We start from the raw sequence: 23054 nt of genomic DNA, 5'->3' as shown, positions 1-23054 counted from the left end.
GCTGAAATAAAGCGCTTGACGCGATTATTCCGCGGGATGCGCCGCCATTTGGCGCACGCTCGGGCCGGTCGCCAGCGCGGCCTCGGTATCCTCGGCTTCCGCCATTTCCGATTGCGCCGCCCACATCGCGGCGTAAACGCCATCCATCGCCAGCAGTGCCGCATGCGTGCCGCGCTCCGCGATGTCACCGTCGCGCAGCACCAGGATCTCATCGGCATCGATCACGGTGGATAGCCGATGCGCGATCACCAGCGTGGTCCGGTCGCGCGCCACCTGGCGCAGCGAGGCGCCAATTTCCTGCTCGGTCGCGGTATCGAGGGCGCTGGTCGCTTCATCGAGCACCAGAATCCGCGGATTTTTCAGCATGGTGCGCGCAATCGCCACCCGCTGCTTCTCCCCACCCGACAGTTTCAGACCGCGCTCACCCACGCGTGTTTCATAGCCCTGCGGCAGCGACATCACAAAATCATGGATCTGGGCGAACTTCGCCGCCTGCTCCACCTCCGCCTGGGTCGCGCCCGGCCTGCCGTAGGCAATGTTGTAGCGGATCGAATCGTTGAACAGCACGGTATCCTGAGGCACCACGCCGATGGCCGCGCGCAGAGCCTGCTGCGCCAGATCGCGCACATCGATCCCATCGACCAGTACCGCCCCCTCGGTCACGTCATAAAAGCGGAACAACAGCCGCGAGGTGGTCGATTTGCCCGATCCGGTCGGGCCGACCAACGCAATCTTCTGCCCGGGTGCGGCGCGGAACGACACACCGTGCAAAATCTCGCGGTCAGGGCTATAGCCGAACCGGACGTCACGGAATTCGACCGATACGGCGGCCCCCTGCGGCGCGATGGTTTTCGCATCGGCCCGATCGGTGATTTCCTGGGGCGTGCGCAGCAGCGCGAACATCTGCTCCATGTCGATCAGCCCCTGCTTGACCTCGCGATAGACCACGCCAAGGAAGTTCAGCGGCTGGTACAGCTGGATCAGATAGGTGTTGACCAGCACGAACTGCCCGATGTTGAGCTTGCCGGCAACGATGCCCTGCGCCGCCATCAGCATCATCACCGCCAACCCGGCCGCGATGATGATCGCCTGGCCAAGGTTCAGCGCATTGAGCGAAACCTGCGATTTCACCGCCGCCTGTTCATAGGCGGCCAGACTTTCGTCGAACCGTTTCGCCTCGTGCTGCTCATTGCCGAAATACTTCACGGTCTCGAAATTCAGCAGGCTGTCGATCGCCTTGGTCTGGGCCGCATTGTCGGTTTCGTTCATCTGTCGGCGAAACTTGATCCGCCACGCCGTGAACGAAAACGTGAACGCCATGTAACCGCCCACCGCCACCAGCGTCACCGCGGCGTAGCGCCAGTCGAACAGCGTCCATAAAATCCCCATCGTCAGGAACAATTCGAACAGCGTCGGGAACACGTTGAACGTGGTCAGCCGCAGGACGTTCTGAATCCCCGTCGTGCCGCGCAAAATCACCCGCGATAGGCCGCCTGTCTGCCGATCCAGGTGATACCGCATCGACAGCGCGTGCAGATGCTCGAACGTCTCGCGCCCGACCGAGCGCGCCGCCCGCTGCTGCACGGCGGCGAACAAGGCGTCGCGCAATTCGTTGAACCCGGCGGATGCCATGCGCACCAACCCATACGCCACGATCAGCGCCGCCGGCACCATCAACGGCCCGGCCTTGGGCGAGAGCGCGTTGACCGCATGGGAATAAATAATCGGCACGATCACCGTCGCGACCTTAGCCAGAATCAGCGCCGCCGCCGCCAGCACCACCCGCACCCGCAGCCCAAGCTCGCCCTTCGGCCACAAATACGGCAGCAGGGATTTCACGGTCGTCCAGGAACTGTCGCTCTTGGCAATATCAACGGTATGGGCCATCTGCAGGACATGGCATGCAGGCACCGGATTGCAAATGGGTAACGGCGAGGATCAGCATCCCCCTGCCGCTTCCGCAGCAACATTGGACGCTGCCCTGCTCGCCCTGATCACCCAATGCCACAACGCCATCCTGCCAGGTGAGCGCCTCACGCTCGCGATCGGCGCCGCGCACGTCGGCTACATCGCGCCCGCGCTCGCGACCGCCTTGGGCAGTTTCGTGACCATCGAGGGCCGTACCGCCACGATCGATCCCGCCGAAGCCGATCGCCTCAACCCGATCGCCACCTCGCTCGCCGCACAATTCGGCTATCGCACCCGCGGCGAGGATTTCGATGTGCGCCACGCGCCGGACAGTCCGGTGCTCACCCAGCTCGATCGCGGCGCGCTCCCCGCCTTCGGCATCATCGGCCAGGGCGTGCACCTCAACGGCTACGTCCGCCGATCCGATGGCATCCATCTCTGGATCGCGCGGCGCAGTGCGACCAAAAAACTCGATCCCGGCAAGCTCGACAATATCGTGGGCGGCGGCGTCTCCGCCGGCATGACGCCGTTCGAAACCCTGCTCAAGGAAGCCGCCGAAGAAGCCGCGATGCCCGCCACCCTCGCCGCCCGCGCGACCGAGACCGCCCGCATCGCCTACGATATGGAACGCCCCGAAGGCCTCCGGCGCGACGTACTCTATTGCTACGACCTCGAACTATCCGACGATTTCACGCCCCAGGCCGCCGACGGCGAGGTCGAGGCGTTCATTTTAATGCCCGCCGCCGCACTGCCGGCGATCATGACCGCCGGCGATGCCGTGAAATTCAACGTCAATCTGGTGTTGATCGATTTTCTGCTGCGGCATGGGGTGATCGACGATTTGACCGGGGCGCTTCGGCGGGCGCTGGGCGTGAGTTGAAGTGAGGAACTCCCGCCCTTCCTCGCGAAGTCATCCCTCGGACCGACGCAGATAGAGCGTTAAGGCAACACAAGTGGCGGCGAGCGGCACCAGATCGGCCGCGAACCAGTGGTTCACCAGCGCCGCCGCGACCACGGCTGCGCCCGTCACATAACCAGCGATCGCAATGATTTTCAGTCCGAAATGGGCCGAAAGCGGCTGGGATCTTCGACCCGACCCGCGTTCGGTCAACGCAACCACGACGCTGGTCATCGTAGTGTTAAGCACGACCGTCGTGATCCCCTGTTCATGGGTCTGGCGGGCGGCGACCGACTGGATGCCCATGGTCATCGCCGACAGAACGATCAGGATGTCGCGCAGAGCGCCGGTCACCGGATGCGGCGCGCTCGCCGCGATGACACAATACACTGCAAGCAACATCGCCTCGACGATCAGCAGGCGACGAACGGACCGCCGTGCGCTGTCCGGCGCGTGCTTCGGCGGCCGCAACATCGCCGCGAGCGCGCCCCCGACCAGATAACTCGCGATCGAGATGCCCGCGCGGATGGCGGTCGGACGCTTTCCCACTGCCAACGCGATGATGAGAAGGGCCGTGACGCCGGTCATCGACGAGGTAAAAATATGACCCAACGTCAAATAAGAGAGAACGTCGGTCGCGCCCGAGGTCAAGCACATCAGGGTAACCGCCGCGCCCGCGCCGACGTTGTGCTGACCGGCACTCATCGCTGTGGAGCGTCACACCGGAACATAGACGATGCTCCAAAGTACGGGCAGATGGTAATCCTTGCCAGCATTTCGGCGACTTCAAGACCTGTTGAAAGTTCAGGGTGGAGTAAAATTCCGATCGTCTAAGGCTTCATCCACGCCTGGCACCACCCCGCCGCGCTGATCGGGCCGGCGACCAGATGGCAGTGGCTCACGGTGGTCCCGGCGTCAGGCGGTTTGAACCAGACGCAGGCGCCACACACCCTGCCGTGCCACGGAATGTCGCGATAGCCGACCGCCGCCTTCGAAACACTCGGCACCATGGTCTGCAACTGCGCCGCAGTCGGACGTGCCGCCGCCCGTGCCGCCGCCACGCTACCAGCCACCGCCGCCATGCTACCAAGGTTGATGATGGTGCGCCGCTTGATCGGATTGGTCATCATCATCTCCCTCAGTAATTGACCGTCTTGAGCGCGATCTGCTCATCGAGCATCCGTCCGCCGCCGATATCCCCGCTCAGATCCAGCCCGACGACATGCCCACCCTCAATGACCTGGCGGACCCCCAGCAGTACCGGCGTGACCTTGCCACCGATCGTCGCGCGCCCGATGAACTCGTTACCCTGCGAGGCGCACGCCCCGCCGAGCAGCACCGGGTTTTTACCGTATTGGTTCGAAAAATCCGCCTTCATCCGGCAGTCGGTACGGTTGCCGTTCACCCAGACGCGCCCCGAGATATCGTCGAATTTGCGGGTCTTGCCGCCCTCGCTCAGGCTCGCAACCGTGCTCCCGGTATCCAGATCGACCTCCATCGTCGCCTGCGAGCGCAGAGACGCAACGGTATTCGCGGTCGCATCCGGCTTGCCGCGATTGCCCCAGGCGGTGCGAACATAGTTGGTGATGTCGGCGATCTGCCCATCGGTCAGCGTGGCGCCGAACATCGGCATCGCGGTCTGATCCTTGTTCCAGGGTTCGAACCCCCCCAGCATCATGCCGATCAGGTCGATCGGCTTGCCGTTCCACACCGCCTGATTATGCGCGAGGTTGGGAATATTGTTCTTGGTACCCTCGCCGTCCTTCATATGGCACCGGGCGCATTCATTATTGTACAGCACCTTACCCGCAGCCACCGAACCGGCCGAGGCCAGTGTTGGCGGGAAATGGGTCTTGAGTGGCTTCACCGTCCGCAGATAGTCGACGATGTCCTGCACATCCGCCTTCGGCAGGCGGCTCAGACTGTCATCGACCACCGACTTCATCTTGCCGAACGCCGCACCCTGTTTCATATCGCCGCCGTGGTGCAGATACGTAAGAATTGCGTGATCGCTCCACGATCCCAGCCCCTCGCCTTTGGAATTCGTGATGTTCGGCGCGTACCATGCCTGGTCGATAATATGCCCACCCGCAAGGAATCGCGAGTGGATCGAGGCCATCGCGATATTACGCGGCGTGTGGCATTCGTTGCAATGTGCCAGCGCCTGCACGAGATAGGCCCCATGCCGCACATTCTGGCTCCAACCCGCCTTGTAGTGGACCGGATGCGGGTTAAAAAACAGCAAGCGCCATGCCAACATGCCGGCCCGCAGATCGGTCGGGAAGAACATCGTGTCCGGCCGGTTCTTGATCGCCACCGGCGCCAGACTGTCCAGATACGCCTTGATCGCCATGACATCCGGATAGGTCAGTTTCGAATAGGAGGTGTAGGGCATCACCGGATATTCGTATTTCGGAAACACCAGCAGCGAACTGCCCGGTTCGATACCGCCATGTACCGCTGCGTAGAACTGCTTATCGGTCATGTTGCCGATGCCGTAGCGCTTGCTCGGCGTCAGATTGGTGGAAAACACCGTACCGAACGGTGTCCCCACCGCGCGCCCACCGGCAAGGGCCGGCTCGCCGGCCACGCTGTGGCACGGCAGGCAGTCCCCCGCCACGGTCAGGAACATCCCTTTCTTGACCAGCGCCGCCTGCTTCGGGTCACTCGGCACGTTCAGCGGCTTGGGAATATCCCAACCTACACCACCGACTTTCGGCTTAGCGGCCACGGTGGTCTCAGCGTCCGACCAATTGGTCACGCCGGCAGCGGTGGAGGCTTTCGCATCGGCCTGCGCATCCTGCACCAGATGCATCACGGCAAAGCCACCAAGTAGCACCGCGACCGAAGCAACACCGGCTAGCAGAATTCCTTGCAGCTTCCTGAATTTTTTTTCACGCTTTCCAAACATCGGCCACACCTCCAGGCTTAATTAGAAAGAGGGCCGTGGTCTCGATTTCAACCATCGCGCACGACGATAGTGTCCCATGCACGCGCTCATGCCGATAACGTGATAACCAATTCAACCCGATCAGTTCCGCGATACAAAACGAATTCCCAGATAAACCAAAATACCAATTGACTTACGCGTGTCTTCACTCGATAAAAAACAAAAATCACGACACCGAACGACAACGCGGTGCAATCCCGGGGGAAACAATGGCGGACACCAATCCGAACCGCACCTATGAGCATATCGTCCGCGCCGATAAACTGTCGGTCGCCTTCGGCAAGGTGCGCGCCCTGTCCGATATCGATCTGGCAATCGGGCGCAACGAAATCGTCGGCCTGATCGGCGATAATGGCGCCGGCAAATCGACGCTTATAAAAACCCTCACTGGCGTCATCCCGCCGACATCCGGCCATCTGTTCATCCGTGACCAACCGGTGGACTGGGCGAATTTCTCGGTCCGGCGCGCCCATGATCTGCGGTTCGAAACCGTCTATCAGGAAAAATCGCTCGGCGAGAAACAGCCACTTTGGCGCAATTTTTTCGTGGGCCGCCAGATTACCAACCGCTTCGGTTTCATCAAGGTACGCGAGCAACGCCGCATCGCCAATGAAATCCTGCAACGCCAACTCGGCTTTCGCGGCGTCGGGATCGATGCCGATTCCACCGTCGCCAAACTCTCGGGCGGCGAGCGCCAGGGCATCGCGATCGGCCGCGCGATGCATTTCGATGCCGACCTGATCATTCTCGACGAACCGACCACCGCGCTCGCGATCAAGGAGGTCCAGAAAGTGCTCGATTTCGTGCGCCGGATCAAAACCTCCGGCCGCGCCGCCATCTATATCGAGCACAATCTCGCCCATGTGCACGCTCTGGCCGACCGGCTGGTGGTGCTCGATCGCGGCCGGATCGTCGCGAACATCCGCCCGGCCGACATGAGCCTCGCCGACCTCACCCTGTTCCTGATCGATTTGCAGAAAACCAAGATCGGCGCCGCAGCATGAGCGACACCCCCCTGAAACAACCCGCCCCCGCCCTCAACCCGCGCGCCACCGTGAAGCTCGAGGGCCTGCCGATCATCATCGTGTTCTTCGTGCTGATCGGCCTGTTCGTCGGTTTCGCGCCCACGGTCTTCCTGCATTGGCCGATCTACAATTCCTTCCTGGTCACCATCCCGCCGATGATGATCCTGTCGCTGGGTCTCACGCTGGTGATCGCTGCCGGCGAGATCGACCTGTCGTTCCCCGCCGTCATCGCGCTATCAGGATTTTTGTTCGCCTATGTCACCCGCACCTACGATGCACCCTGGCTCGGCCTGCTCGCGGCGATCGCCGGTGGCGCGTTGATCGGCGTGGTGAACGGGTTCCTGATCGCGGTGATCGGCATACCCTCGATCATCATCACCATCGGCACCTCGTTTTTCTGGTCCGGCATCGCCACCGTGCTGTCAGGCGGCATGTCCTACACGCTGGAACGCCTGACCGGCACTGCGATCAACGGCATATTGTCCGGCACAGTGCTCGGCATTCCGAGCGAGGCGTTCTGGGCGCTCGGCGTGGCCGTGGTGGTGTGGTTCATCCTCAACCGCCATCGCTTCGGGGAGCATCTATTATTCATCGGTGACAGCCGTGAGGTCGCGCGCGTCGTCGGCATCAACACGCTGCGCGAGCGGATCAAGCTGTTCACCCTGATGGGCGCGCTTGGCGGCTTCGCCGCAGTGCTGCTGACGTTGGAAAACCTCAGCTATTTCCCGACCCAGGGCCAGGGCATGCTGCTCTCGGCCCTCGCCGCCGTGTTCATCGGCGGTACTTCGGTGTTCGGCGGCACCGCGACCGTGGTCGGCAGTTTTTTCGGTGCCCTGATCATCGGCATGCTCGATGCCGGCATCGTCGCGACCGGCGTTGCCGGCTTCTGGGTCGAGGTGATCGTCGGCCTCGTGTTCGTCTCGGCGGTGGTCTTGCATATCGGCATCGATGATCCGGCCCGGATCCGCCAGTTGCAGCGCCGCCTGTTTTCCAAAGCCTGAAAAATCAACATGATAGGGAGAAATCAACCATGCAACGACTGAAATCCACCCTCACCGGCAGCATCGCCATCTCGGCCCTGCTGGCCTTGGCCACCACCGCCGCGATCGCGGCGCCGAGCAGCGACAAGCTCGGTGCCGGCCTGACCATGTATTTCCAGATGGGCGGCAGCCCGGGCGATGGGTCCACCCTGCCGCGCGAAATCGGCGCCAAGGACGCCGCCAAGGCGCTCGGCATCAAGCTGATCGAGCAATATTCCAATTGGCAGCCCGAAACCATGGTGACCCAGTTCCGCCAGGCGCTCGCCGCCAAGCCCGACTGCATCGAAATCATGGGCCATCCCGGCAATAAGCCGTTCATGCCGCTGGTCGCCGAGGCTGAGAAGCAAGGCATCGTGGTCACCGCCGGCAACGTGCCGCTGCCGAAACTCGAAGACCTGTATCGCGCCAACGGCTTCGGCTATGCCGGCACCTATCTGTTCAAGGGCGGCGAGACCACCGCGGCCGCCATGATCAAGGCGGGCAATCTGAAAAAGGGCGATGTCGCGCTCGAATACGGCGTGTTCGCCGAAGGCATTCGCGGTCTATCGGACAAAGGCCTCGCCCACGGGCTGAAAAAGGCCGGATTGAAGGTCTATACGCTCAACATCTCCGATCAGGTCAACGCCGACCCCGCCCTCGCCGTGCCGATCATGGTCGCCTTCATCGAGCGCCACCCCGACATCAAGGCGATCGGCACGCAACAAGGCCTGGTCACCTCGTTCATTCCGCAGGCGCTGAAGGAAGCCGGCAAGAAACCCGGGCAGATCACGGTCGGTGGCATCGATCTCGCGCCCGCGACCATCGCCGGGCTGAAGAGCAACTACATCACCGTCACTCTCAACCAGCAACTCTACCTGCAGGGCTTTCTGCCGGTCATGCAGTGCGTGCTCACCAAGAAATTTGGTCTTGAAGGCATGAATACCAATACCGCGGCCGGGACCGACAGTGGCGCGATGGTGGAGAAGATGCTGCCGTTGATCAAGAAGGGGATTTACTGAGGGTAGACAAGGAAAGGGGAAGGTCTTCTTTTTTGTGAACAAAAAAGAAGCAAAAAAAACTTTGTTAGTTTGGGACTACGCCGCTTCCAACGCCCGTGCCCCAGAATCAAAAAGTTTTTTGCTTCTTTTTTACAAAAAAGAAGCCTTCCCTATTTCTCCCTCAGAAATCCAGATCGGCATAATGCGGCGGCGGGTTGAACCCCGAAACCCGATCGGCCAGCAGCGCGCGAAACGAGGGGCGCGATTTGATCCGCGCGTACCATTCCTTCGCCGCCGGCGCCGCCGCCCAATCGACATCGCCGATGAAATCGAGCGCGGATAAATGCGCGGCCGCGGCGAAATCGGCCAGCGACAGATTGGCCCCGGCGAGATATTTCCGCGTCTCCGCCAGGTGGCCGATGTAGTTCATGTGCAGCCGCAACGCCGCGTATCCTTCGCGCAGCCGCGCCGCATCCGGCGCACCCCGCTTGGCCACCGGCTTCATGGTCTTTTCGTACAATAAATTGCGTGACACTTCGGCGGCGAACCGCTCATCGAACCAGGCGGTCACGGCGCGGATTTCGACCCGCTCACCCAGCGTCCGCCCGACCAGCGAGATATCGGGATACGCCTCGTCGAGATATTCGCAGATCGTGTTGGAATGCGGGATCACCAACCCGTTCTCCTCGGTCAGCGTCGGCACCGTGCCGGCTGGGTTGAGGGCTAGATATTCGGGCCGCCGCTCCCAGGTCTTTTCGAGCCGCAATTCGAACGGCAGGCGTTTTTCAGCAAGCACCAGCCTGACTTTGCGGGCATAAGGCGACAGCGGCAGATGATATAAAATACGCATGAACCGCCTTATGGCATCTGCATTCGATCGCGCAAGCCGATCGCTCACAGCGCGGATCGCCGCCGGATCAACCGGCCCGGTCCGCTTCGAACAATTCCTGCAACTCGGTCACGCTCTGCTGCAAACTCGCGATCACCCGGGGTTCATCGCCGGCAAAACCCAGCGTCTCGGTCAATAACGCCTCGTCGCGCGCCGCGAACGCCGTAATGGTCCGCGCCGCCTCATCGGGTGCGACATCGAGCGCGGTCAGCGCCATCTCGCCCAGCTTCAGGCTCGACATCAGCGTCTCGCGCACGATCAGCGTGACGCCGAGATCCATCAGCAACTGGGCGTGCCGCCGGTTGCGGGCGCGCGCCAGGATCGTCAGATGCGGCAGATGCCGCCGCGCCACCTCGGCCAGTTTCAGGGCCGCCTCGGCATCGTCGAGCGCGATCACCAGCACCTTGGCGGCCTCCGCCCCGGCCGCGCGCAACACCGTGATCCGCGTCGGATCGCCAAAATAGGCGCGCGCACCGAACCGGCGCACGAAGGCGACATGTTCGGCATTCTGATCGAGCGCGGTGAAGGCGATATGCCGCACCGAAAGCAGCCGACCCACGATCTGCCCGACCCGCCCGAAGCCGCAGATCAGCACCGGCGTCCCCCGGTCCGGCGCGATCGCCGCCGAGGCGACCTGGCGCTTGTTCATGCGCGGGATGGCGAATCGCTCGATCCCGGCGAACAGCAGCGGCACCACCAGCATCGACAGCGCCACGGTCAGCGTCGCCAGCCCCGCCTCAGTTTTCGACAGGGCGCCGGCCGTCACCGCGGCGCCGAACAGCACGAAACTAAACTCGCTGCCCTCCGGCAGGGCCACCGCGAACCGCAGCGCCGTCGCCGCACTCCGCCGCTTGATGAACGACACGACGAACCCGACCGCGATTTTCACCGCCAACGTCGCCGCCACCGCCGCCAAAATGGTCAGGGGCTGGGCCAGCAGCAGCGCAAAATCGACCGACATGCCGACCGAGATGAAAAAGAACCCGAGCAGCAACCCCTCGAACGGCTCGACATCAGCCTGAATCGCATGGCGAAACTCGGAATCCGACAGCAGCGCCCCGGCCATGAACGCGCCCAGCGAGGCGGACAGCCCGGCCCAATGCGCCAGCGCCGCCGTGCCGACCACGATCAGCAGCGTCATCGCGGTGAACACTTCCGGCGTGCGCGTGCCGCCGACCAGGCGGAAAATCCGCTCCACCAGATAGATGCCGCCGGCCAGAATTGCGACGACCGCGACCAGTGCCCGGCCGACCGCAAACCAAGGCACATGGGTGGGCAGATGGTTCGGCAGATGCCCGCTCGCGAACAGCGGCACCAGCGCGACTAAAGGAATGAACGCCATGTCCTGAAACAGCAGCACCGCGAACGCATCCCGCCCGGACGCTGCACTCAGCAAACTCCGCTCACCGAGCATCGGCAGCACGATCGCGGTAGACGACAGCGCGAGACCCAGCCCGACGAGTGCCGCGGCCGTCCAGCTCAACCCGACCCAATGCGCCAGCACCGCCAGCAATGCCGCACTCGGCACCATCTGGCCGAAGCCCAGCCCCAGGATGGTCTTGCGCAGAATCCACAGCCGGTGCGGCCTGATTTCCAGCCCGATCAGGAACAGCAGCATGATCACACCGAGTTCCGAGATGTTCTGGATCTGCGATACCCCGGTGACCAGCCGCAACCCGTCCGGCCCGATCGCGAGGCCGGCGACCAGATAGCCCACGATACTGCCGACGCCGAGGCGCCGGGCAATCGGCACCATAATCACCGTCGCGGCCAGCAAGGCCACCAGCGTCTCGATCATCGGTCACTGTCCTGTTTGTGAACGGGCACACGACCAGCGCGAGCCTGCGCCTGTCAAGCGGATTGCGCCGGATGGACACATCGTCATCTGCACCACCCTGCTATCGGGCCGCCGGCGTTCCAACATCCGCTCAGATCATCAGGGAGAATCATCATGAGCAAAGTTGTCGTCATCACCGGCGCCGGCGCCGGCGTCGGCCGCGCTACCGCGCAGCAATTCGCCCACGCCGGCTGCGACATCGGTCTGATCGGGCGCGATCGCGACCGGCTGGAAACCGCCGCCGCCGAATTGCGCACACTCGGCGTACGCGCCTGCGTCGCCCCGGCCGACATGGCGGATGCCGAAGCCGTCGACCACGCCGCCGATACCATCGAGGCCGCGCTGGGCCCGATCGATATCTGGGTGAACAACGCGATGGCGACGATTTTCGCACCGGTTTCGGATATCACGCCTGCCGAATTCAAGCGCGCGACCGAGGCGACTTACCTGGGCACCGTGCACGGTGTCATGACCGCCCTGCGCGCCATGAAACGGCGCGATCAGGGCACCATCATCAATGTCGGCTCCGCCCTCGCCTACCGCTCGGTGCCGCTGCAATCGCCCTATTGCGGCGCGAAAGCCGCGATCAAGGGGTTTACCGACAGTCTCCGCAGCGAACTCATCCATGACCGTAGCGCGATCAAACTGAGCATGGTCCACCTGCCGGCGGTGAACACGCCGCAATTCGACTGGGCGCTCAACAAAATGGGCCGCCGCGCCCAGCCGGTGCCGCCGATCTACGACCCCGAGGTGCCGGCCAAGGCGATCGTGTTCGCGGCGTTCAATCATCGCCGCGAAATCTGGGTCGGCATGCCGACCGTGGTCGCCATCATGGCCAACCGCATCGCGCCCGGGTTTGCAGACCGATACCTCGCCACCCATGGCTATTCGACCCAGATGTCGAACCAACCGCTGCCGGCGGATGCGCCCGCCAATTTGTTCGAACCGGTGCCCGGCCGGCGCGGTGCCCGCGGTCGCTTCACCGACCGCTCGCGCCGCGGCAGCCTGGAAATGTTCACCGACCGTCATAAAGCCGCTGCCCTTACCCTCCTTGCGGTTGCCGGCGCCGCAGCGATCACCGGGTTGCATCAGCTTGCCAAGAAGTATGATTTCTAGGCGATAAAGGTTAAGGAAGGCCTTCTTTTTTGCAAAAAAGCAGCAAAAAACCGTTGGTCGTTTAGGGCGCCGGTCCGGGCGCACCCGCACAGATATCGGCCGTTGTGCATCATCGTTTATTTCTTTCCCGCCGCTCCCATGCGAAACACAATATTAAGTTTTCAGGAGCATTGTGATCGCATGACCTATGATTTCGACCTGTTCGTGATCGGCGGGGGCTCGGCCGGTGTCCGCTTGGCACGGATCGCCGCCGGGCATGGTGCCAAAGTTGCCATTGCCGAGGATCGGTTCTGGGGCGGTACCTGCGTCAACATCGGCTGCGTGCCGAAAAAACTGATGGTGATGGCCTCGGAATATGGCCATGCCGCGGATGATGCGGCCGGTTTCGGCTGGCGCATGACCAAGGGCGATCACGACTGGCCCCGGTTTCTCAGCGCCAAAAATAGCGAGATCGCCCGACTCAACGGGGCCTATACCGGGCTGCTCGAACGCGCCGGCGCCACGATTTTCAACGCCCGCGCCACCATGCTGGACGCCCATACGATCGATGTCGGCGGCACGCCGCAAACCGCCGCGCGCATCGCCATCGCCACCGGCGGCCATCCGATCCGCCCGGATATTCCCGGTGGCGAACTCGGCATCATTTCCGACGATGCGTTCTATCTGCCCGAACGCCCCAACCGGGTCGTCATGATCGGCGGCGGCTATATCGGCGTCGAATTCGCGGGTATTTTCAATGGACTCGGCTCGAAGGTCGATCTGGTCTACCGCCAGCCGCTGCCGCTACGCGGCTTCGATCCCGACCTGCGCTACAGCCTGGCCGAAGCGCTCGATACCAACGGCATCACCCTCCATCCGGGTCAGTTCCCTCTGCGGATCGAGGATCGAGGCGAGGCCAGGCGGCTGCATCTGTCGAACGGGCAGCATATCGATGCGGATTGTATCTTTTTCGCGACCGGCCGCACGCCAAACACCGCGGGCCTCGGCCTCGAACGGGCCGGCGTCACGCTCGCGCCGAGCGGTGCCATCCCGATCGATGACGGGTTTCACACCAATATCCCGCATATTTTCGCCCTCGGCGACGTCACCGACCGGCTCAACCTTACCCCCGTTGCTACCGCCGAAGGCCATGCGCTGGCCGACACGTTGTTCGGCAACAGCCCACGGGGGGTCTCGCTGAAAAACGTCGCGAGCGCTGTGTTTTCCATCCCGCCGCTCGCGACCATCGGGGTCACCGAGGACGAAGCCCCGCCGGGGTCGCGTATTTTCCTGACGAGGTTCACCGCCATGCGCCACGCGCTCAGCGGCCGGTCGCGCAAGACGCTGATGAAACTGATCGTCGATGGCAAGACCGACCGGGTGATCGGCGCGCATATGCTGGGCGAAGATGCCGCCGAGATCATGCAGGGCATCGCGATCGCCATCACCGCCGGGGCGACCAAGGCCGATTTCGACCGGACCATCGGCATCCACCCGACCGCCGCTGAGGAATTCGTCACCCTGCGGACCGAGACCCGCCTGGTCGGCACGGCCGATGCGAAAGCAGCGGAGTAGCATGTTGCGGCGTTTCCGGATTATAGCGATGCCTTCGAGGAGATCGCCATGACAGCAACGACCGTGAATACCGCCGCTCTTGGACCCTGGACGCCCGATTCGTGGCGCGCGAAGCCGATTTTGCAGGTTCCGAGCTATCCGGACCCGGACAAGCTCGCCGCGATGGAAGCACGGCTGCACCGGTTTCCGCCGCTGGTGTTCGCGGGGGAAGCGCGCCGGCTGAAAACCGCCCTCGGCCTCGCCGCCGAAGGGCGCGCCTTCGTGCTGCACGGCGGCGATTGCGCGGAAAGCTTCGGCGATTTCACGGCCAATATCATCCGCGACACGTTTCGCGTCCTGCTGCAGATGGCCGTGGTACTGACCTATGGCGGTTCGGTGCCGGTGGTGAAACTCGGCCGGATGGCCGGGCAGTTCGCCAAGCCGCGCAGTTCCGACACCGAGACGATCGGCGGGGTCACCCTGCCCTCCTACCGCGGCGATATTGTCAACGGCCCGGATTTCAGCCCCGAAGCGCGCATTCCCGACCCGGCGCGGATGGAGTTCGGCTATTTCCAATCCGCCGGCACGCTCAACCTGCTGCGCGCCTTCGCCTCCGGCGGCTATGCCGATCTGCATCAGGTGCATCGCTGGAACCTCGATTTCGTGCGCCGCTCGCCGCTCGCGGAACGTTACCGCGATCTGTCCTCGCGGATCGACGAAACCCTGCAGTTCATGGCCGCCTGCGGCATGACCAGCCAGTCGACGCCGCAGATCCACGAGACCGAATTCTACACCAGCCACGAATCCCTGCTGCTGCCCTATGAGCAGGCGCTGACCCGCATCGATTCCACCACCGGCGAGCATTATGCCTGTTCGGCGCATTTCCTGTGGATCGGCGATCGCACCCGCCAGCTCGATGGCGCGCATGTCGAATTCATGCGCGGTGTGAAGAACCCGATCGGCATGAAGGTCGGGCCGAGCATGGAGGAAGACGACATGCTCCGCCTGATCGACCGGCTCGACCCTGACAATGAACCGGGCCGGCTGACCCTGATCGCCCGCATGGGGGCCGATCACGTCGCGGCGAAACTGCCGAAACTGCTGCGCGCTGCCAAGCGTGAGGGGCGCCGCAACGCCTGGCTGTGCGACCCGATGCACGGCAACACGATCACCACCGCCGGGCGGATCAAGACCAGGCGGTTCGATGCGATCCTGTCGGAAGTGCGCGGGTTTTTCGATATTCACGAGGCCGAAGGCACGATCCCCGGCGGCGTGCATGTCGAGATGACCGGCCAGGACGTCACGGAATGCGTCGGCGGTGCGCGCCAGCTGTCGGAGGCGGATTTGTCTGCGCGCTACGAAACCTTCTGCGACCCGCGGTTGAACGCCGAGCAATCGCTCGAACTCGCCTTCCTGATCGCGGCGGAGCTGAGCCGGGTCACCCGCCGGAGCGCTGCGACCACAGGCACACGGGCCGATCTCGATGCTGCGATCGTGGCGCGGACCGATGCATATTTCAACCGCACCAAAGCGATCGTCGAGAAATTCGGCGATAGCCGGGTGACCTACGCGTATTTTCTGCGCCGCCCGGTGGTGTCCGCCCCGGCCTTGATGCTGCGCTGGTTGAACGAGGTCGTGGCGGCGCGGGGCGAGACCGTCGATATCGAACTACCGCACCCCGAAGGCGCCTGGGTCGGCGCGGGCGAGCCGATCGCTTATATCACGGGCAGTCTCATCACGCTGGTCGATCTCGAGACTATTTTGCTGCAGAAACTCGGCCCCGCCTGTGTCGCCGCGCATAACGCCTATCAAATGTGTGCGGCGCTGCCGAAATCCGCCTTTCTCGCGATGGAGGCGCGCCATTGCGCCGGGGCGGAGATGCAGGAGATGATGGCCTATGCCGCCTCGGTCGGCTCGCGTGCCGCGCAGGCCGAGGGCGCGCGCGGCTTTATTGGGAATGCCAATGATGCGACCGCGCATTATTTCGGCGCGCCGCACGGGTATGGCACCATGCCGCACGCCTTGATCGGCTATGCCGGCTCGACGCTGCGCGCCGCTGAAATGTTCCGCGAAACCTTCCCCGACACCGATCTGACGGTGCTGACTGATTATTTTGGCATGGAAATCACCGATGCGCTGGCGGTCTGCCAGCGCTTTCCCGATCTGGCGGCGGCGGGCCGGCTGTCGGTGCGGCTCGATACCCATGGCGGGCGGTTTCTCGAAGGGCTCGATCCGCAAGCCAGCTACGCCGTGATGGAACGCCATGCGCCGGGGGCGATCCGCCGCTATCGCAGCCATAATGAGCTACGCTATCTGATCGGCACCGGCGTATCGGCCGCCGCGATCTGGCGGATGCGCGAGACGCTCGACGACGCCGGGTTCATCCGGGTGAAAATCGTCGCGTCATCGGGGTTCGGCGTCGAGAAATGCAGCGTGCTGGCGGATGCCCATACGCCGATCGACGTGGTCGGCACCGGCAGTTTCATCCCCGAGACCTGGGGCGAGACCTACGCGACCGCCGATATCGTTGCGTATGACGGTGAACCGCGGGTGAAGATCGGCCGGGAGTTCCTGCTGCGCGATCGGGCATGATCACGCTGCGCAAACCGACTCTGGCCGATTTGCCGCAGGATCGCCGCGCGCTTGAGGCCGGATATTCACCGAATAATCTGGACCCGGAGCATTTCCGCCACGAAATCGCGCAGATCGAGGCCGATGCGGCCGGGTTCGTCGCGAGCCTGGATGATCCCGCAGCCAAAAGACCACCGATCCGCCTGCCCCGCGGCACGCTTGCCCCTCGCCTGCCCGGTTTCTGGCGCTGGATTTTCGGACCGGATTTCGCGGCAGCATCAGCCTGCGCTGGCAGCCCGGCACCGAAGCCCTGCCGCCGCATGTGCTTGGCCATATCGGCTACAATATTGTCGCCACGCAACGTGGCCTTGGGATTGCGACCGCAGCACTGTGCATGAGGCGGCGCTGGTCGGATTGCGCCATGTCGATATCACGACCGATCCTGCCAACAGCGCCTCGCAACAGGTGATTCTGCGCAACGGCGGCAGGCTGATCGAGAGCGTCGTCTAGCCGGCGGCGTTCGGCGGTGGTGAAAGCTGGCGGTACCGCCTAGCGATGCCAACACCGGCGCAATGATGTGCCCGACGTTACGATGGTGTCAGAAAATTTTACATTTGTCGCCGGATGGCCGGCTAACATATTGAATTCAAACAGCGGCACGGAATTTGCTTCTCTGCAGCCGGGCACAACGTAGGCGCGCGCCGTGCCGCAGACATTCAATGAACCGGAGCCAGGCGTGATGCCAGTACAGACCAATTTCCTGCTCACCGCCACACTCAGCAGTCCCGCACAAAATGATGCGGCCGCAACGATGCCGGTTTCGCTCAGGCTGCCGAACGTGTCATCGGCGAGCGTCATACTGCTTGGCGGCACGATCACGTTCGTGCTGCTCGGTACTTGGTGGCGCCGGCGCCGCGCGGCTCGCCAGACCATCTTGACCATCAGGTGACATCGGCCCTATCGGCACCGACCACGCAGGAGCTTCGTCATGGCACGCAAACGCAACCCCATGGCGCGGGATTTGCTGACCAATCCGCTCTATCGCCCGAAAGTCGCGAAAACCCGCGTCGAGCGGGCGGTAAAGGCGGATCGGTGGGATCGCCGCGCCAAGCATAAAGTCTCGACCCGATCGCCCGAGCCGCCCCGCGGTTCGGGCGATTGCCGTTTCAGTCGCGCAGACGCAGCGACCAGTCGCGCAATGCCGATATCTGCTGGGCGATGAACTGGCGCGTCGTCGCATCGGTCAGCATGCCGGCGCCGTCGAATTTCTGACCGGCGCCGCCGACCATGATTTCCGGCTTGTTCAGCACATGCGCATCAAGAAAGACGAACACTTTGCGCAGATCGTACTGAGCGCGAGCGGTGCCGATCATGCCGGGGCTGGCCCCCATGATCGCGACTGGCTTGCCGCGAAACGGCTGGGGGTCGCAGCGGGACAGCCAGTCGATGGAGTTTTTAAGTACGCCGGGAATCGAATAATTATATTCCGGGGTTGCGATCAGCACCGCATCCGCCGCGGCGATTTGGCTGGCGAGGGCGAGGACCGGCGCGGGCATGCCGATGGCGCGGATGTCATCGTTATAGAGGGGGATGTCGGCGATGGTGGCAATCTCGATCGCGACACCTTCGGGCACTAGGTCGGCTGCCGCGCGAAGGGCGGCCATGTTGAGCGATCCCTGCCGCAGACTGCCGCACAGACCCAGGATATTGAACACGGCCATGGGTATTACGATGCGTCCGGCGTGGCCTGATCGACCGCGGCTGGCAGGTGTTGGGCGAGCAGGTTGGCGGCCGTGCTGGGATCGATGCCGAATCGCTCGGCGATCGAGGCGATGACCGGGCTGCCGAGTGCTTGCTGCACCTGATCCGCCGAGATGGGCAGGTTCTGGCCGTTGCCGATCCATGAGGCGACGTGGGCACCCATGCCCGATTGCTCGAACTGCTGCATCACGCCGGACATGCCATCGATGCCGTGCTGTTGCAGCACACTCATCACCTGGGCCTGGACGTCGCCGCCCGGGGCATCGCCGGCTGGGGCATCGCCGCCGCCGAGTGCGGAACTGACCATGCCGGAAATCTGATCGAACAAGCCCATGATACCCCCCCTTGAATGAAATCGCGACCGGATCAGACAGGCAAATCCGGTCGCGAGTCAACAAACGCGACGGATGTCGTAATTAATTTTTGGCGGCGTGCAGATGGTCTTCCATCGCCGCTTTTTCGCACACGTAGGCGCCGTGCTTGGTCTTGCCGAAATATTTCGATTTCGCGGTGTGGTAGGCCTTGCTGCCGGTGGCGTGCCACACGACGCCGCCCATGCCGCAAGCGGCCTTGGCCTCGGCTTCGGTTTTGTAACCGGGCAGCTTGGTGTGGCTCATGTGGCTCATGTGGCTCTCGGTGGTCTTCTTTTTGGTGCTGGCATGGGCGGTGCCGATGGCACCCATGGTGAAGGCGAGTGCCAGGGCAGGCACCGTTGCCCGTAGGATTTTGGTGATCGTCATAGGGATAATCTCCGTGAGTTGCGTGAAGCCGAGCAGGATTGGACGCCGCGCGCCCGGATCGTTGGGACCTCACGAGCGCGTGAGCCGCATTACCGCCGCGTTGCGGCTAAAACAAGGCGGCTCTCCGCCGACGATCATGACGAAGCCACGATTTCCGCCTATCATTGTCGCATGACCGAAACGCTCACCATCGCGATTGCCCAGCTCGACCTGCACGTCGGCGCGATCGACAAAAATCTGGCCGCGATCAGGGCGGCCCGCGCGCAAGCCGCACTGGCCGGGGCCGATCTGCTGGTAACGCCGGAGCTCAGCATCGCCGGGTATCCGCCCGAGGACCTGGTGCTGAAACCGGCGTTCATCGCCGCCTGTCATGCGGCGGCCGAGGCGCTGGCGGCCGATACCGCCGATGGCGGGCCGGGCATTGTGGCCGGCCTGCCCTGGCTGGCCGACGGGGCGCTGCATAATGCGGCATTCGTGATGGATGGCGGCGCGATCATTGCGCGGCGGGCCAAGCATGAACTGCCGAATTACGGCGTGTTCGACGAAAAGCGGGTGTTCGTGGCCGGGCCGGCGCCGGGGCCGGTGCCGTTTCGCGGGTTTCGGCTCGGCGTGCTGATCTGCGAGGATTGGTGGTTTCCGGCGGTGCCGGAGACCTTGGCGGAATCCGGGGCGGAGATTCTGATTTCGACCAATGCCTCGCCGTTCGAGGACGGCAAGCAGGGGCGGCGGATTCAGCTGGCGCTCAACCGGGTGGTCGAAACCGGGTTGCCGTTCATTTTTGCGGCGCTGACCGGCGGGCAGGACGAGATCGTGTTCGATGGCGCTTCGTTCGCGCTCAATGCGGATCGTTCGATCGCGCTGCGGATGGCGCATTTCGAGGCCGGGCTGGCGGTGACGCAGTGGCGGCGCGGCAATGCCGGGCTGGTGTGTGCGCCGCATGCGATCCCGCCCGATCCCGAGCGGCTCGACCTGGTATACCGGGCGATGGTGATGGGGCTTGCGGATTATGTGAACAAGAACGGCTTTCCGGGGGTGATTCTGGGGCTCTCGGGCGGGATCGACAGTGCGATTTCCGCGACCGTCGCGGTCGATGCGCTGGGGGCCGACCGGGTGCGGGCGGTAATGATGCCGAGCCGGTACACCAGCGCGCATAGTCTGGAGGATGCCGCGGCCTGCGCGGCGCTGCTGGGGATACGCTGCGATACCGTGCCGATCGGCGCGGCGACCGGCGCGTTCGAGGCGGTGCTGACGCCGCTGTTCGAGGGGCTTGCGCCGGATATTACCGAGGAGAACATCCAGTCACGCGCGCGAGGACTGATTTTGATGGCGCTGTCGAACAAACTGGGTGCTATGGTGCTGACGACGGGGAATAAATCGGAAATGTCGGTCGGCTACGCCACGCTGTATGGTGACATGTGCGGCGGGTATTCGGTGCTCAAGGATGTCTACAAGACCACCGTGTTTGATTTGTGCCGCTGGCGGAATGCGCATCGGCCGGACAATGCGCTGGGGCCGGCGGGGATGGTGATGCCGGAGCGGGTGATCAGCAAGCCGCCGAGTGCGGAGTTGCGCGACAATCAGACCGACCAGGACAGCCTGCCGCCCTATGAGGTGCTCGATGCGATTCTGGCGGCGCTGATCGAGGGCGAGGCTGCAATCGAGGATGTGGTGGCTTCGGGGTACGACCGGGCGACGGTTGCGCGGGTGTGGCGGCTGCTCGACCGGGCTGAATACAAGCGGCGCCAAGCGCCGCCGGGGGTGAAGATCACCCCCAGGGCGTTCGGCCGCGACCGGCGCTATCCGATCACCAACGGGTTTACCACGCTGGTGACCTGATCGCGCCGGATGTTGGTCATTCCAGCAGGCCGAGGCGGCGCAGCGCGGACATCTGGCGGACCATGACGAGGTCGGCTACGCGCGCGGCATCGCGCTCGGCGGCTGGGTCTGCGGCGTAGGGGACGACGGCGTTCAGGCGGATGACGAGGGCTTGGCCGCCTTCCAGCAGGCTGGATGGGATCAGGGCCTCGCCGTTGGTCCAGCGGTGGGTATCCTCGTCGTTGTGCCAGCCGGAGCGCAAATTCGGTTCGTCGAGCTTGATGGTCCGGCTGCCGCCGGCGGTTTCGACTTCGAGGGACGCGATGTCGAGGCCGAGGCGGCGGCGGTCACGCGAGGCGGCATCGTGCTCGGCGGGGACCATGGCGCTGGAGATCAGCACGACATTGGCGCCCGGCTGGATCAGATCGATCCGGTAGGTCCGGCTGTCGACCATTGTGACCGGCAGGGCGCCCTGGTCGGTCACGGCACCGAGGCGGTAATCCTGGGTCTGGCGCAGTTTGGACAGGCGATCGAGCAGGCGGTCGCGGATTCGGGTGACGACATCGCCCGATTCGAGGAAGGGCGCACAGCCTTCGGCCCGGCGTTGGGCCTGCGCCATGTGGGGGTGCAGGACCATGGCGGCGCCGCTGTTTTCGAAGAAGTTGCGGTTGCCGGTTTCGAGGTAGGATTCCACGGGGAGGGATTCGGCGAGCAGGATATCGTGAGTTTCGAGTTCGACGTGGAAATAGCTGATCCGGTCACGCGGTTCCTGAACGATCGAGCGCCCGTTGATCAGGATTTTGGCGGGGATCAGGCAGCCGTCGATGAACAAGGCGTGGTCGGGTGACAGGTAGAGGGTACGGTCCGGCAGGCCGTGATCAATGGCACCGGCTTCGATGCGGATGGGCCAGACGGTTTCCGGGCGGGGGTGGCGGGTGGCATCGATGGTGCGGCGGCCGACCCATTTGACCGGGCGCATGGCGCCGCTGTCGGTGATCAGGCGGTCGCCGGGTTCCATGTCCTCGACCGCGATATCGCCGTACAGGCCAAGCAGGCGGGTCCCTTCGAGGAAGCAGACGGTAAGATCGACACCGACAGCCTCGTTGACTGATACCGTGATTGGTGTAGTCGATGAATCCTGAATATCTGCGGTGGAGGCAAGCCCGGTATCGACATTATAGCTACCCGAGGTGTCGACCGTACCGGTTCCGGGTGCCGCTACCGTTGTTAACGTGGTCCCGCTCATGGCGCGCTCCTGGAATGTGTTAACGAGTATCAGGAATACGTACCAGTAACACGAATCGGTTTCAATCTTTTTAATTTTTGTTAATGCTAACTTTTAGCAAGTAATTTATTTATAGAGATATCTATAAAATAATTGGCTTGTTATTGCATTCGAGATCAGCCCGCTAATTAGTGGCCATATAAATACGTTATATCAAGCGTTTATCGATACCCTATATTTCGTTGTGGTTTTGGATGGCGGGATCGGCGCGGTGATCCGGTTAGAAAATGGTATCGACGCCGCTGTTGCTGGTCGGGGGATGAGGGCCTGCAATCGATCCTTGTTCAGCGGCCGGAGGTATTGGACATAACAGTCAGCGTTAGATTGCTTGCACGAGGACGGGGGCTCCGACGGGAATTCATTCTTTTCGTTGCTATATCGTAACGTTATGGACGTGCGACGATTGGGGGTTCAGGCGGGTCGCATTTTGAAATCGGGGGGTGGGTTTGGGGCGTCGTCGTGGCTGGGTTCCGGCGCGCCGAAGAGGATGTGGCGCCGGGAGTCTGGCGGTGGGTCGGGGCCGAAGGGGGGCTCGGACGGCAGGTCGATGCCCATGGCGTTGTAGAGCGGGGCGAGGATGCGGATGAGTTTTGGGTTGGCCTGCAGGAGGCCTGCGAATTCGGGGTCGCCGAGGAGGTGTTGCAGGCTGAAGCGGGCGAAGCCGGTTTCGGGGAGCAGACGGTAGAGCCAGGATTCCCGGCGCGGCAGG

The 23054-nt window shown here is 63.3% G+C and carries 20 protein-coding genes and 2 pseudogenes; 10 read left to right on the top strand and 12 right to left on the bottom strand.

What is annotated here, in order from left to right:
• Positions 1-24 precede the first annotated feature (24 nt).
• A complete protein-coding gene (locus B7X49_RS04645) occupies positions 25-1887 on the bottom strand; it encodes an ABC transporter ATP-binding protein/permease (RefSeq protein WP_286704014.1) in 1863 nt (620 codons plus the stop codon).
• 34 nt (positions 1888-1921) lie between these two features.
• On the opposite strand from B7X49_RS04645, the gene B7X49_RS04640 reads away from it, so the two are divergent.
• Entirely contained in the window at positions 1922-2788 is an 867-nt protein-coding gene (locus B7X49_RS04640; RefSeq protein WP_286704013.1) for an NUDIX hydrolase family protein, read from the top strand.
• Between the two features lie 30 nt (positions 2789-2818).
• Here the strand turns inward: B7X49_RS04640 and B7X49_RS04635 are convergent, their stop codons facing one another.
• The 3 genes from B7X49_RS04635 to B7X49_RS04625 all read right to left on the bottom strand — a co-directional run bounded on the left by B7X49_RS04635 (position 2819) and on the right by B7X49_RS04625 (position 5717).
• Positions 2819-3511, bottom strand: a complete 693-nt coding sequence (locus B7X49_RS04635) for a YoaK family protein (RefSeq protein ID WP_286704012.1) — start codon at positions 3509-3511, stop codon at positions 2819-2821.
• 125 nt (positions 3512-3636) lie between these two features.
• A complete protein-coding gene (locus B7X49_RS04630; protein WP_139334100.1) occupies positions 3637-3933 on the bottom strand; it encodes a high-potential iron-sulfur protein in 297 nt (98 codons plus the stop codon).
• Between the two features lie 11 nt (positions 3934-3944).
• Positions 3945-5717: a cytochrome c gene (locus tag B7X49_RS04625; protein WP_286704011.1), complete on the bottom strand. Its 1773-nt coding sequence runs from the start codon at positions 5715-5717 to the stop codon at positions 3945-3947.
• Between the two features lie 248 nt (positions 5718-5965).
• Here B7X49_RS04625 and B7X49_RS04620 point away from each other — a divergent pair, with 248 nt between their 5' ends.
• From B7X49_RS04620 to B7X49_RS04610, 3 genes are read left to right on the top strand one after another with little or no spacing between them, the layout of a single operon-like run.
• On the top strand, positions 5966-6760 hold the full coding sequence (locus B7X49_RS04620) for an ATP-binding cassette domain-containing protein (RefSeq protein WP_286704010.1): 795 nt from the start codon (positions 5966-5968) through the stop codon (positions 6758-6760).
• A complete protein-coding gene (locus B7X49_RS04615) occupies positions 6757-7782 on the top strand; it encodes an ABC transporter permease (RefSeq protein ID WP_286704009.1) in 1026 nt (341 codons plus the stop codon). The genes B7X49_RS04620 and B7X49_RS04615 overlap by 4 nt, the downstream gene beginning before the upstream one ends.
• 29 nt (positions 7783-7811) lie before the next feature.
• The gene (locus tag B7X49_RS04610; RefSeq protein WP_029311693.1) at positions 7812-8819 is read left to right on the top strand and encodes a substrate-binding domain-containing protein; all 1008 of its coding nucleotides are present in this window, start codon (positions 7812-7814) and stop codon (positions 8817-8819) included.
• Positions 8820-8979: 160 nt separating this feature from the next.
• Here the strand turns inward: B7X49_RS04610 and B7X49_RS04605 are convergent, their stop codons facing one another.
• Positions 8980-9648: a glutathione S-transferase family protein gene (locus B7X49_RS04605; protein WP_029311694.1), complete on the bottom strand. Its 669-nt coding sequence runs from the start codon at positions 9646-9648 to the stop codon at positions 8980-8982.
• 67 nt (positions 9649-9715) lie between these two features.
• A complete protein-coding gene (locus tag B7X49_RS04600; RefSeq protein ID WP_286704008.1) occupies positions 9716-11485 on the bottom strand; it encodes a monovalent cation:proton antiporter-2 (CPA2) family protein in 1770 nt (589 codons plus the stop codon).
• Positions 11486-11638: 153 nt separating this feature from the next.
• On the opposite strand from B7X49_RS04600, the gene B7X49_RS04595 reads away from it, so the two are divergent.
• The 5 genes and pseudogenes from B7X49_RS04595 to B7X49_RS04575 all read left to right on the top strand — a co-directional run bounded on the left by B7X49_RS04595 (position 11639) and on the right by B7X49_RS04575 (position 17142).
• Positions 11639-12640: an SDR family oxidoreductase gene (locus tag B7X49_RS04595; RefSeq protein WP_286704007.1), complete on the top strand. Its 1002-nt coding sequence runs from the start codon at positions 11639-11641 to the stop codon at positions 12638-12640.
• Between the two features lie 180 nt (positions 12641-12820).
• Entirely contained in the window at positions 12821-14194 is a 1374-nt protein-coding gene (gorA, locus tag B7X49_RS04590) for a glutathione-disulfide reductase (protein WP_286838428.1), read from the top strand.
• 48 nt (positions 14195-14242) lie between these two features.
• Positions 14243-15607, top strand: a pseudogene (locus tag B7X49_RS04585) (class II 3-deoxy-7-phosphoheptulonate synthase); the annotation flags it as partial.
• Between the two features lie 57 nt (positions 15608-15664).
• Positions 15665-16765: a nicotinate phosphoribosyltransferase gene (locus tag B7X49_RS04580; RefSeq protein WP_286838461.1), complete on the top strand. Its 1101-nt coding sequence runs from the start codon at positions 15665-15667 to the stop codon at positions 16763-16765.
• Positions 16762-17142: a hypothetical protein gene (locus B7X49_RS04575; protein WP_286704004.1), complete on the top strand. Its 381-nt coding sequence runs from the start codon at positions 16762-16764 to the stop codon at positions 17140-17142. The genes B7X49_RS04580 and B7X49_RS04575 overlap by 4 nt, the downstream gene beginning before the upstream one ends.
• A 151-nt stretch (positions 17143-17293) precedes the next feature.
• On the opposite strand, the gene B7X49_RS04570 is transcribed toward B7X49_RS04575, so the two are convergent.
• The 4 genes from B7X49_RS04570 to B7X49_RS04555 all read right to left on the bottom strand — a co-directional run bounded on the left by B7X49_RS04570 (position 17294) and on the right by B7X49_RS04555 (position 19245).
• Positions 17294-17686, bottom strand: coding sequence for a hypothetical protein (locus tag B7X49_RS04570; RefSeq protein ID WP_286838425.1), 393 nt, complete (start codon positions 17684-17686; stop codon positions 17294-17296).
• A 224-nt stretch (positions 17687-17910) separates the two neighbouring features.
• The gene (locus B7X49_RS04565) at positions 17911-18465 is read right to left on the bottom strand and encodes an NADPH-dependent FMN reductase (protein WP_286704002.1); all 555 of its coding nucleotides are present in this window, start codon (positions 18463-18465) and stop codon (positions 17911-17913) included.
• A gap of 5 nt (positions 18466-18470) precedes the next feature.
• Positions 18471-18839, bottom strand: coding sequence for a YidB family protein (locus B7X49_RS04560; RefSeq protein WP_286704001.1), 369 nt, complete (start codon positions 18837-18839; stop codon positions 18471-18473).
• Positions 18840-18921: 82 nt separating this feature from the next.
• Positions 18922-19245 carry a hypothetical protein gene (locus B7X49_RS04555; RefSeq protein ID WP_286704000.1) on the bottom strand — a complete coding sequence of 108 codons (324 nt, stop codon included), beginning with the start codon at positions 19243-19245 and terminating at the stop codon, positions 18922-18924.
• A 171-nt stretch (positions 19246-19416) separates the two neighbouring features.
• Here B7X49_RS04555 and B7X49_RS04550 point away from each other — a divergent pair, with 171 nt between their 5' ends.
• Positions 19417-21081, top strand: a complete 1665-nt coding sequence (locus B7X49_RS04550) for an NAD+ synthase (protein WP_286703999.1) — start codon at positions 19417-19419, stop codon at positions 21079-21081.
• A gap of 16 nt (positions 21082-21097) precedes the next feature.
• Here B7X49_RS04550 and B7X49_RS04545 read toward each other — a convergent pair whose 3' ends face one another.
• Both B7X49_RS04545 and B7X49_RS04540 read right to left on the bottom strand, forming a co-directional pair.
• Positions 21098-22306: a Hint domain-containing protein gene (locus B7X49_RS04545; protein ID WP_286703998.1), complete on the bottom strand. Its 1209-nt coding sequence runs from the start codon at positions 22304-22306 to the stop codon at positions 21098-21100.
• A 450-nt stretch (positions 22307-22756) separates the two neighbouring features.
• Positions 22757-23054: pseudogene (locus tag B7X49_RS04540) on the bottom strand (hypothetical protein); the annotation flags it as partial.

The sequence above is a fragment of the Acidiphilium sp. 34-64-41 genome (assembly GCF_002282635.1).
GTDB classification, from domain to species: domain Bacteria; phylum Pseudomonadota; class Alphaproteobacteria; order Acetobacterales; family Acetobacteraceae; genus Acidiphilium; species Acidiphilium rubrum.
This window is presented reverse-complemented; position numbering and strand designations above follow the sequence as displayed.